The 11,577-nt window shown below is 58.1% G+C and carries 10 protein-coding genes (1 of these 10 running past the window's edge); 8 read left to right on the top strand and 2 right to left on the bottom strand.

Annotated elements, in window-relative coordinates; genetic code table 11:
- Together rhtA and KQP88_RS08670 are read left to right on the top strand one after the other, a co-directional pair.
- On the top strand, positions 1-106 hold the final stretch of the coding sequence (gene rhtA, locus KQP88_RS08675; protein ID WP_200994006.1) for a threonine/homoserine exporter RhtA. 779 nt of this gene lie to the left of the window's left edge; 106 of the gene's 885 nt are visible here — the last part of the coding sequence; its start codon lies beyond the left edge, outside the window; the stop codon is at positions 104-106.
- A gap of 194 nt (positions 107-300) precedes the next feature.
- Complete coding sequence (locus KQP88_RS08670; protein ID WP_025259460.1) at positions 301-615, top strand: hypothetical protein; 315 nt, start codon at positions 301-303, stop codon at positions 613-615.
- Between the two features lie 24 nt (positions 616-639).
- Here the strand turns inward: KQP88_RS08670 and KQP88_RS08665 are convergent, their stop codons facing one another.
- Positions 640-2,439, bottom strand: a complete 1,800-nt coding sequence (locus tag KQP88_RS08665) for an aminopeptidase P family protein (RefSeq protein ID WP_200994007.1) — start codon at positions 2,437-2,439, stop codon at positions 640-642.
- A 54-nt stretch (positions 2,440-2,493) separates the two neighbouring features.
- Entirely contained in the window at positions 2,494-3,672 is a 1,179-nt protein-coding gene (locus tag KQP88_RS08660) for a cysteine desulfurase family protein (RefSeq protein ID WP_216705405.1), read from the bottom strand.
- Between the two features lie 816 nt (positions 3,673-4,488).
- Here KQP88_RS08660 and KQP88_RS08655 point away from each other — a divergent pair.
- The 6 genes from KQP88_RS08655 to KQP88_RS08630 all read left to right on the top strand — a co-directional run bounded on the left by KQP88_RS08655 (position 4,489) and on the right by KQP88_RS08630 (position 11,576).
- On the top strand, positions 4,489-5,274 hold the full coding sequence (locus tag KQP88_RS08655) for a hypothetical protein (RefSeq protein ID WP_200994009.1): 786 nt from the start codon (positions 4,489-4,491) through the stop codon (positions 5,272-5,274).
- 62 nt (positions 5,275-5,336) lie between these two features.
- Complete coding sequence (locus tag KQP88_RS08650) at positions 5,337-6,458, top strand: DegT/DnrJ/EryC1/StrS family aminotransferase (RefSeq protein ID WP_216705404.1); 1,122 nt, start codon at positions 5,337-5,339, stop codon at positions 6,456-6,458.
- Positions 6,459-6,463: 5 nt separating this feature from the next.
- Positions 6,464-7,981, top strand: coding sequence for a lipopolysaccharide biosynthesis protein (locus tag KQP88_RS08645; protein WP_216705403.1), 1,518 nt, complete (start codon positions 6,464-6,466; stop codon positions 7,979-7,981).
- Between the two features lie 3 nt (positions 7,982-7,984).
- The gene (locus KQP88_RS08640) at positions 7,985-8,917 is read left to right on the top strand and encodes a glycosyltransferase family 2 protein (protein WP_025259454.1); all 933 of its coding nucleotides are present in this window, start codon (positions 7,985-7,987) and stop codon (positions 8,915-8,917) included.
- Positions 8,907-9,359, top strand: a complete 453-nt coding sequence (locus KQP88_RS08635) for a low molecular weight protein-tyrosine-phosphatase (protein WP_216705402.1) — start codon at positions 8,907-8,909, stop codon at positions 9,357-9,359. Before KQP88_RS08640 ends, KQP88_RS08635 begins: the two co-directional genes overlap by 11 nt.
- Positions 9,360-11,576: a polysaccharide biosynthesis tyrosine autokinase gene (locus KQP88_RS08630; protein ID WP_216705401.1), complete on the top strand. Its 2,217-nt coding sequence runs from the start codon at positions 9,360-9,362 to the stop codon at positions 11,574-11,576. It abuts the gene before it with no gap.
- The last annotated feature ends 1 nt before the right edge of the window (position 11,577 follow it).

Below are 11,577 nucleotides of genomic sequence, written 5' to 3'. Positions count from 1 at the left end.
CCTGACACTGGTCCAATGGCTGGCGATTTTGGCCATCATAATGGCATCTATCGGCGCCACCCTGACGTCCACGTCAGGCAAACCGCAGCTCGTGCCTGCAGATTGAGCCTTCAGGAAAATGGATATGCTTTTGGGTGACAGAGCACTAGCATTTGTCACGCGCATGAGCCATGTTTATGCCTTTGTGAATTCTCGTTTCGCAGACGATGCCATCGAGATATCACGTTACGAACGTCATTATGTGATCACAAGAACTCAGGCCAGACGCTGGCTTTGAATAATGACCAGTTAAGGAAGGGCATGAAATACATCTTTATCGTACTGGCGTTACTCGCCGTCGCCGGATGTGCGACAACGTCCAACCCTGTCAAGCAAGGCAAACGCGGTATTCACATCAATTGCTCGGGCCTGTCTTCATCCTGGGAAAAATGCAACGAACTGGCTACGAATGCCTGTGAGTCCAGGAGTTACAAGGTCATCGCCAAGTCCGGCGATGTGGTGGAAGATCCGGGCGATTACCCGTTCGGCCTGAACCCGGCAGGTTATACCAGCCGCAGCATGATCATTGTTTGCCGCAAAAGCTCGCCGATAGGCCAGGCAGCGTCGAAGCCCTGAGGCTTCGACACTCACACAGGCCTATCAGACCGCCGCCGTGCGGACCTGCAACCACTTCAGGGCCGCACCCTGCAGCAACGGGCTCAGGCGCTCATTGACGTGAGCATGATAGTCGTTGAGCCACTTGCGCTCGTCCTGGCTCAGCAGTGAGATTTCCAGGCAGCGCGTATCGATCGGGCACAGCGTAAGCGTCTCGAACCTGAGAAACTCACCGAACTCGGTATTGCCCGCTTCCTGGTTGATGACCAGGTTCTCGATTCGCACTCCCCAGCGACCCGGCCGGTAAGTACCCGGCTCGATGGACGTGATCATCCCCGGCAACATTGCTGTCTGTGGCGTGGCTGCCGCCTGATAGGCAATGACCTGCGGCCCTTCGTGCACATTCAGGAAATAGCCGACACCGTGCCCGGTGCCATGACCGTAATTGACCTCATCGGCCCAGATCGGCGCCCGGGCAATGGCATCCAGCAACGGCGACAGAATCCCCTTCGGAAAACGAGCCCGGGACAGAGCAATCACGCCCTTGAGCACTCGCGTACAGTCCAGCTTCTGCTCGGTGCTGGGCGTACCTACCGGAACCATGCGCGTAATGTCGGTGGTGCCGCCCAGATATTGTCCACCAGAGTCGATCAGCAACAGGCCGTCACCCTCGATCTGCGCATGCTCCTCTTCACTGGCACGGTAATGCGGCATTGCCCCGTTACCATTGAATCCCGCGATGGTGGCAAAACTTGGCGACACATAACCAGGACGTTTCTGACGAGCTTCGCCGAGTTTTTCGTCGATGGTCAGCTCACTCACGGGCTCGCGCCCCAATGCCGCGTCAAGCCAGGCAAAGAACTCGCACAGCGCTGCACCGTCCTGCTCCATGACCTGGCGAATGTGCCGTGTATCAGCTTCGGTCTTGCGGGATTTGAACAAGGTGCTCGGATTCAACCCTTCGACCAGCGTCACTTCACTGTCCAGGTAATCGAGCAGGCCACAGGTCACTCGTGCCGGATCCACCAGCAGACGCGCATCCTTTGGCACTTCACGCAATGCTGCGCCGATCTGCGTGTACTCCAGCAGGTTGATACCGTCGCGCACAAGACTCTGGCGCACATCATCGCCCACCTTGTCCGAGGCCACGAACAACGTGACGCTCTGAGGCCCGATCAGCGCAAAAGAGATAAAGACCGGATTGTAGGAAACATCGGTGCCGCGCAGATTGAACAGCCAGGCAATGTCATCCAGGGTCGCGATGAAATGCCAATCGGCCCCACGCTCAAGCATGGTCTGACGCACTCGGGCCAGTTTCTCGCCCCGCTCAAGGGTCGCGTATGGCGGCAGATGCTCGAATACGGGATTGGTTGGCAAGGCAGGACGGTCTTTCCACAGCTCATTGAGCAGGTCCATGTCCGTGCGCAACCTGGCGCCACGGGCATACAGCTTGCTGGCAAGACTGCGAGAGGAAGCGACAGCCAGCACGGCACCGTCGACGGCAACCACCGTTTCAGCCCCGGCCTGATCGGCAAGCCACTCCAGAGGACCTTGCTGGCCGGGAAGCAGCTTGACCAGTTCGATACCGCTGCCCGCCAGCTCCTTGGTCGCCTGTTCCCAATAACGACTGTCGGCCCAGACACCGGCGAAATCCTGAGTGATGACCAGCGTTCCCACGGAGCCATGGAAACCGGAAAGCCATTGCCGACCTTGCCAATAGCCAGGCAGATATTCGGAGAGATGGGGATCTGCCGAGGGCACCAGATAGGCATCGATCTGTTCCCTACTCATCAAGGCGCGCGTCTGCGCCAGACGTTCTGCCACTCCTGTGGATTGCGTACTCATTGACTCTCCTGACCCGATTTAATCGCTATATCGGGTCAGATAATGGAGCACCAATCAAGACTGAGCAACCGCCCAGAACGCAGGCTGGATCAATGAGGCACGAATCAACTCCACAGCGCGGTCGATATCCTGCTCGGAGGTGAAACGTCCCAGGCTCAGGCGAATGGTCTGACTCGCCGCCTGCGGGCTGTACCCCAGCGCCAGAAGAACGTGCGAAGGCGTGTTCTTCGCGGAGTTGCAGGCCGAGGTGGATGAGAAAGCCAGGCCGTTGCCAAGGGCAGCGATATTGAGGTCGCTCTTGCCGAAGGTCAGGCTCAGGGTATGTGCAATACGCTGATCAGGGCTGCCGTTGATTCTTACGCCAGGAATATCTGCCAGACGCTCACGCAGACGAAGATTCAGACGCTCGATATGGGCGATTTCCTGCTCCAGCGAATCGGCTGCCAGGGCGAAGGCTGCGCCCATTCCGGCAATCTGGTGAGTCGCGAGGGTTCCGGAACGCAGGCCGCATTCATGGCCGCCGCCATGAATCTGGGCCAGAACCCGCTGCTCGGCACGCGGGCCGACATACAGGGCGCCAATACCTTTGGGACCATAGATCTTGTGCGCCGAAAACGACATCAGGTCCACGGCCAGTTCCGCCAGGTTGATCGCCAGCTTGCCGGCACCCTGGGCCGCATCCACATGAAACAGCGCGCCGTGTGCCCGGACCCGCTCGCCGATTGCGGCGATGTCGCTGACGGTTCCCAGTTCGTTGTTGACCAGCATCAGCGACACCAGAAAGGTGTCGTCACGCAGAGCTGCACTCACAGCGTCGGGAGTGATCAGGCCATCGGCATCTGGGGCAAGGTAGGTCACCTCGTAGCCACCGGCTTCGAGCTGCTGGGCTGTATCGAGGATGGCTTTGTGTTCGATCTGGCTGGTGATGATGTGCCCGCCGGACTTTGCCGTGCGAAGTGCATGCTCCTGTGCCACGCCCTTGAGCGCCAGGTTATTGGACTCCGTTGCGCCGGACGTCCAGATGATCTGTCCGGCCTGGGCACCCACCAGCCCGGCTACCTGCTCGCGTGCGTATTCGACTGTCAGGCGCGCCTGTTGACCATATGAGTGAGAACTGGAAGCGGGATTGCCGAAATTGCCCGTTATCCCCAGACACTTGACCATCACCTGAATCACGCGCTCGTCCACGGGCGTGGTAGCAGCGTAATCGAAATACAGCGCAGAATTTTGCATGTACAGCCCTCTGAATTGCCCAGCCCGGCATCCCGAACTGCTTACATGATCGACATATCCCTTCGATCCGGTTCAAACCCTGAGACCATCCTCAAAGCACGCTACGTTACAGATCACAGCATCACTATTGCATGAAACCACATAGAACCAAAAATTATATATTATTATTTATATATTCACTAAAGGAATAACAGTTCCCCTGCAAACGTGCCGACAGCACCTATGCTCAGCGCTCTGGATTCTCTTGTACAAATTTTACACCTCCTGTTCTGTAAATATGCCCAAAAAATGACACCGCCCTCTTATGAAGCATTCGCTATTTTTTTGACTCCCTTTCAAATCAATGACTTATTTATTTAATGAAACGGTTTATCAAGTATTTAACAGAAAGCTGACGAAATAATTTGACAGATTGGCTGACGCTACCAATATATAGGACTGTCAGCCCCATCCTGGACTGTACGTAAATGCCACAGAGCACAACGCAGGATCGGGTCACGCCGTAGCTTTCTTGTTCTGCCCACGATGTTAGTTGTTTCCACGGAGCCTTGCCCTCGCCCCGCTGGATGTCTGTTGACTCATGAAACCCTTGAAATTACTGAACACGTTCGGTGTGGCGGTAGCTTTGTCTGAAGCAATCGCTCGACTGGAACGGATTCGTTCAATCAGGCTGGCGTGGGTGTCATTTGAATGAATGCAAGTCCGGATCCCGAGGATTCGGGCGGTAGCGTGCCCGGACATCCGGTAAACCCAATAACCAGGCCAGCAGTTTCGCTTTTGGTTTTTCGCCTCCACCTGCCCAAAGGTGTAACTGAAATGCCACTGATACCCGCTCTCGACGCCCAACAGATTCAACACCTGGCCAACGATATAGATGCACAGGGATTCACCACCCTCACGAACATAGTGAGCGACACCGATCTGGAGCAGTTGCGGGCCTTCACCGACAGCCGGGCGTCGAAACATCCGGGCGAATACTTTGCCTACCATGGTGAAAAAAGCCTGGGCGAAAGCCTGCTGGCCAGTCTCTGGTCAGACCCGACATTCAAGCAGCTCATGGCCAGCCTCTACCGGCATGCCGCCCTGCAGGAAAGCCCCAGCGAGCAGATATTTCCTGTCCTGCGCTGCATCCAGGGCTCTCAGGGAGTACGTGAGTCCAACTGTTTTCACTTCGATGCCAGTCTGGTCACCGCATTGATTCCGATCTACATCCCGGTCGATGGCGAAGAATGCGGCGACCTGATGCTGTTCCCCAACGCACGCAAGCTGCGCAGCAACGTGGCGCGCAATGTCGTCGAGAAGGCCCTGTTACAGAACCGCTTCAGCCGCTGGCTGACCTGTGCCGCCATCAATCGTGGCTGGCTCAGGCCGACAGTTCTGAAACTGCAGCCCGGCAATATCTATCTGTTCTGGGGCTATCGCTCCTTGCACGCCAACCAGCCATGCAGTCCTGGTCTGAAACGGGCCACGGCCATCCTGCATTTCGGCGATCCCCACAGCGGCAGCACGCTCACCCGACTGATTCTGGGCATGAATCAGGGCCGGGCGGCACGTGTCAGCGCACAGACCAGTTCCTCACCTCCAGAACCGACCTCTCCCTAGCTCAGGCAAGGAACAGGCCCCCACCGCAACAGAACGATCCGACGAGCGACATGGAGGTTTCGATGATTAACGTAACCAAGACTTACCTTGGTGATATCGACAAGTTCAAGACGTATGTCGAAGGCATCTATGCACGGGGCTGGCTGACCAATCACGGGCCACTGGTAGGCGAACTGGAAAGCCGGCTCAAGGAATACCTGGGGGTCAGGCACATCATCCTGACCAACAATGGCACCCTGGCGCTGCAAGTCGCCTATCGCGCCCTGGGCCTGAGTGGCAGCGCAGTGACCACGCCCTTCAGCTTCGTGGCGACCACCAGCTCCCTGCAATGGGAAGGTATCCGGCCGATCTTCGCGGACATAGACCCCCATACCTGGAACATCTCGCCACAGCTCATCGAAAGCGCGATCACCGAAGACACCAGTGCGATTGTCGGGACCCATGTGTTCGGCAACCCTTGCGCCGTCGACGCCATCGAGCAGATTGCGCGCAAGCACAGGCTCAAGGTGGTCTACGACGGCGCCCATGCATTCGCGGTACGTCATGCCGGTCAGTCAGTGCTCAACCGGGGAGATATCAGCACCCTGAGTTTTCACGCGACCAAGCTGTTCCATACCATCGAAGGCGGCGCGATCATCACCAACGATGACGAACTGGCCAGGCGTGTCTACCTGCTGTGCAACTTCGGGATTGCCGATGTCGACAAGATCGACGGCATTGGCATCAACGCCAAGCTCAATGAATTCTCGGCCGCCATGGGCCTGTGCATTCTGGACAATATCGAGAATATCCTCGAAGAACGTGCCGAAATCGCCCATCGCTACAGCTCGCGTCTGGAAAGTTACCTGGACCTGCAGCAACCCGAGCCCGACAGCGAACTGAACAACAGTTACTTCCCGGTGGCCCTGCAGGACGAGCAGCATCTGCTCAGGGTACGAGCCTCGCTCAACGCCCGCAGTATCAACCCGCGCCGCTACTTCTACCCTTCCCTGGACACCCTCGAATACCTCCAGCCGCAAACGGGACAGACCGTATCACGAGCCTTGAGCGAGCGAGTGCTGTGCCTGCCCATTTACCCTGGCCTGCCCCGTGACGATCAGGACCGGGTCATTCATACCCTGATCGAAGAATGCAGCCTGGGCAGTGCCAGCTATCAAAGCCCCGCCATTGCCCAGGTCCTCTGATGCCCATGTTCAGCAAACGCTCCGTGATCGGTAATACCGCGCTGAATTACGCCGGGCAGGCTTATGTGATGCTGGTGGGCATTGTGATCATGCCGTTCTACCTCGGCCATCTTGGCGCAGAGGCTTACGGTCTGATCGGGTTCTTCACTGTCATGCAGGCCTGGCTGCAATTGCTCGATGCCGGCATGTCCCCCAGCCTGGTACGAGCCGTGGCCCGGCATCAGACCTCGCCAGCCAGTGAAAGGCATCAGGGACGAATCCTGCGCTCGTTCGAGATCCTGTTTCTGCCGATGGCGCTGCTCAGTGCCATCGGGGTCTATGCCGCCAGTTCCTGGATTGCCGTGCAATGGCTCAACGCCCAGGAATTGCAGCCACAGACGCTCGTCAACTGCATCGGCCTGATGGGCGTGGTCATCGCCCTGCGCCTGTATTCGACGCTTTATAAAAGCGGTATCCAGGGGCTCGAACAGCATGCCTGGCTCAATGGGGTCAACATTTTCATCGCAACCCTGCGCTACTTCGGCGGGCTGTGGCTGGTGAGCAGTTTTTCTCAGGATCCGCAGGATTTCTTTGAATTCCAGGCCGCTGTCGCTGCGCTCGAAACCCTGATATTCGCCACTCGGGCCTGGCGGCAGATGCCTGTCGCCCACTGGCTCACGGGCATCGACTGGCAACTGGTCAAACCCATCCTGCCGTTCGCCGCCAGCATCTCGTTGAGCAGCGTGTTGTGGATCGTACTGACTCAGTTCGACAAGGTGCTCCTTTCGGAAATACTGCCGCTGGATCAGTACGGGTATTTCTCTCTGGTCGCGCTGATCACCACCGGCATCATGATGCTGACCAACCCGCTGGTGCAGGCCCTGCTGCCCCGCTTGACGGTATTGGTCGCCGAAGATCGCTATCAGGACATGCAGGCCTTGTTTCTGGCAGCCAACCGTTTTGTCTGCACCTTTCTGTTTCCACTGGCGGCCATTGTCGCCCTGCATGCCGAACCGCTGCTCTACGCCTGGACCGGCGATGAGGCCGCGGCCCGGTGGGGACGTTCGATCCTGTGCTGGTATGCCTTGGGCAGCGCAATCATGGCGGCCAGCGCCTTCCAGTTCTATCTGCAGTACGCCTACGGACAGATGCGGCTGCATCTCTGGTACAGCGTCATCTCTGCCGTGATCACGGTGCCGGTGATGTTTCTGGCGATTCACTACCAGGGTGCCTATGGCTCGGCCCTGGCGTTCTTTTCCCTGCGGGCGGTGTCGTTCGCGATCTGGCCGATGATCGTGCATCAACGCCTGGCACCGGGGATTCACGGGCAATGGCTGCGCGACACCCTGCGAATCAGTGCCATGACTGCCGTCGGGCTGGTCTGCAGCGAGCCGGTGTTTCGCATGATCGCGCAACAACAGAGCCGCACGACCGTGCTGCTGGGCCTCGCCGCCAGTGGCTTCATCACCCTGGCGCTGGTGGCCGCAAGCTACAAACCCCTGGCGATGAAGATCTACGTCCTGTTCAGCAAACCGAGTACATGAGCCATGGATGCCACCGTGAAAAACAAGCGCCCTGACAACGCCGAACCGCTATTGAGCATCGTCTGCCCGGCCTACAACCAGGAGGGGTTCATCACCCAGACGCTGGATGGCTTTCTGTCACAGCAGACCAGCTTCAACTTCGAAATCCTGATCCATGACGATGCCTCCACCGACGGCACTGCTCAGATCATTGCGCAATACGCCAAGCGCCATCCGACGATCATCCGCCCCTTTTATCAGGAGGAGAATCAGTATCGCCAGGGCAAGCCCTGTGTCCCGGAACTGTTCGCCAAGGCCCGCGGCCGCTACATCGCCTATTGCGAGGCCGACGACTACTGGACCGACCCGCGCAAGCTGCAGTTGCAAGTGGACTTTCTGGAAAGCCATCCCGATTACGTCATCACCTATCACGACGCTATTGCCTTCGACGAGCACGGCCAATATGGCGTCCAGCTACAGGGCAAGCTGCGCGCCGACGCCACGGCCCTGGAACTGCAGATGGCGCGGCCTCTTTCCACACTCACGGTCTGCTTTCGCAACGTGTTCTCCAGCATGCCGCCCGAGCTGAAGCCACCTATCGCACCTCTCAACGACCTGTGCTGGTGGTCGTTGCTGGGGGCCTTCGGCAAGGGCAAGTTCATTGCCGAGATCAAACCCGCTGCTTACCGGTTACATCCCGGCGGGATCTTCTCCATGCGCAGCAACAAGCGAAAGATCCACATGAGCCTGCTGACCTTTTCAAGCCTGGCCAATTACTACAACCGGCTGGGCAATCAGCAGCTGTATGAGCACTTCCTGATGCAGGTGGTCAGCCTGTCGCTGGCGGCGCTGGTGCCGCGCAACAAGTTTCAGGCGCTGCTGATGGTGGCGCGCAACGTCATCGTCAACCTCGGCAAGAGGCTGATCCCGTCAAACGGCAGGCACCATGTTCAGTAATGTGCTGGTGGTCTGCGTCGGCAATATCTGCCGCAGCCCCATGGCCGAAGCCCTGCTGCGCCATCGCCTGTCGTCATCCGCGGTGCATATCCATTCGGCAGGGATCGGCACGATGCCGGGCTCGTCCATCGACCCACTGGCAAAAACCGTATTGCAGATTCATGGCGTCCCGACACGCCGCCATGAAGCGCGTCAGGTGAACCGGCAACTGCTGCGTCAGGCAGATCTGATCCTGCTGATGGAGCAGCCGCACATTCTCAACATTCTGAAACTGGCGCCGGAAGTCCGTGGCAAGACGTTTCTGATCGGCAAGTGGCAACACCAGCAGGAAATAGCCGACCCCTACCGGGGGCCCCAGTCAGCCTTTGAAAAGACCTATGAGCATCTTTCGCGATGCGTTGACGACTGGCTTCCTTATCTTCAGTCAGGAGAAACAAGATAAATGACCGTCATGAACCGTTCTTCTCTGGATTACTACCAGGACACCCGGGTCGATTTGGCAACTATCTTGCGCATGCTGTTCGACCACAAGGGTCTGATCATCTGGATCGTCAGCCTGTTCTTCATGGTCGGCCTGGCCTACGCGATTCTTGCCACACCGATTTTCCAGGCCAATGCCATGATCCAGATCGAGCCCAAGAAAGTGGGGATCGAAGGCACTCCCGAGGTCAGCAACAAACCCATGTCGGTTTCCCAGGCCATGACCGAGATCGAACTGATCAAGTCACGGGCCTTGCTGGGCAAGGTCGTCGACGACCTGAAGCTCAACATCATCCAGAAGCCCAACGTTCTGCCGGTCATTGGCCCTTACCTGTATCGCACCTTCAAACCGGAATACGAAGGTGCCCTGGCCGAGCCGATGTTCGGGCTGGAGCAATACGCCTGGGGCGGCGAGAAGATCGATATCTTCCAACTGGAGGTCCCTGAAGACCTTCTGGGGGAAGACCTGACACTGATTGCAGGCAAGCCCGGCACCTTTGCGCTTTATGACAAGGATCATGCCCTGTTGCTCAGCGGCGCCACCCACCGCACCGTCGAGGGTCGCGGTGTGAAGATCCAGGTCGCGGATATTCAGGCCCGTCCCGGTACCGAATTCACGGTCTCCCGGCTGCGCACCCTGAGCGCGGCACTGATTTACCAGAAACGCCTGAAGATCACCGAGGCCGGCAAGGACTCGGGAATCATCTACCTGTCCATCGAGGATCAGGACGCGAAACAGGCCAACGAGATACTCAACGAAATCAGCCGTCTGTATGTCCGCCAGAACGTCGAACGCAGTTCTGCCGAAGCCGCGCAGCGCCTGGAGTTCCTGCGTTCGCAATTGCCGATGGTGCGCAAGCAGCTGGAAGAATCGGAAGTGGCCCTGAACAACTTCCAGACCAGCGCCAAGTCGGTGGACCTGAGCATCGAAACCAAAGGTGTGCTCGATCAGGTGGTCAAGCTCGACTCCATGCTCTCGGAACTCAAGCTCAAGCGCGTCGAGCTGGAACGGCTCTACACCCGCGAACACCCGACCTACCGCAGCCTGATGAACCAGATGACCCAACTGGAGCAACAGAAGCAGGGCCTGCTGAAAAAGATCGAAGCCTTGCCCCTTACCCAACAGGAATTGCTGCGCCTGACCCGTGACATGCAGGTCACCAGCCAGACCTACACCCTGATGCTCAACAAGAGCCAGGAACAGGACATTCTGCGGGCCGGAAGCATCGGTAACGTGCGGGTGATCGACAACGCCGATACCAACGTCGAAAGACCGGTCAAGCCGATGAAAACCCTGATCGTGCTGATCGCCACCCTGCTCGGCGCACTGGTGGCCGTTTCCATCATCTTTGTACGCCAGGCGTTCTATCGTGGCGTGGAAAGTGCCGAGTTCATCGAAAACATCGGCATGCCGGTCTACGCCTCTCTCCCCTACTCCCGCCAGCAGGAACGTCTGGAGAAGAATCTGCAAAGCCGTGTCGCCAGCAAGGATTCGAAGCTGCTGAGCATCGCCGCGCCGACCGAGCTGGCCATAGAATCCCTGCGCAGCCTGCGTACCAGCCTGCACTTCGCCATGCTAGAAGCCCGCAATAACGTGCTGATGATTTCAAGCCCGTCTCCCGGCGTCGGCAAGTCGTTCGTCTCCAGCAACCTGGCGGCCATCATCGCCCAGACCGGCAAGCGGGTGCTGCTGATCGACGCCGACATGCGCAAGGGTTATCTGCACCGGGTACTGGGGCTGCAACCCAAGCACGGACTGTCCGACACCCTGGCCGCGCGCCTGCACTGCACCGAAGTCATCAACCACACGCAGATTCGTCATCTGGATTTCATTTCATGCGGTTTCGCAGCGCCCAACCCTTCAGAACTCTTGATGCATGACAACTTCAACAAAATGCTCAACGAGCTTTCACCGCTCTACGACCTGATCCTGATCGACACTCCGCCCATCCTTGCCGTGACCGATGCGACCCTGGTGGGTCGTCAGGCGGGCACCTGTCTGCTGGTGGCCCGTTTCGGCGTGACCACCATCAAGGAAATCGAAGCCTGCAAGCGCCGGCTCGGGCAGAACGGAATTCTGATCAAGGGCGCCATTTTCAATGCCGTGGTGCGCAAGGCATCGAGCTCCGATTACGACTGTGCTGCCTATGGATACAGCTACAACCCGGTTCACAAATGAA

This window comes from Pseudomonas lijiangensis (genome assembly GCF_018968705.1).
Lineage (GTDB): Bacteria > Pseudomonadota > Gammaproteobacteria > Pseudomonadales > Pseudomonadaceae > Aquipseudomonas > Aquipseudomonas lijiangensis.
This window is presented reverse-complemented; position numbering and strand designations above follow the sequence as displayed.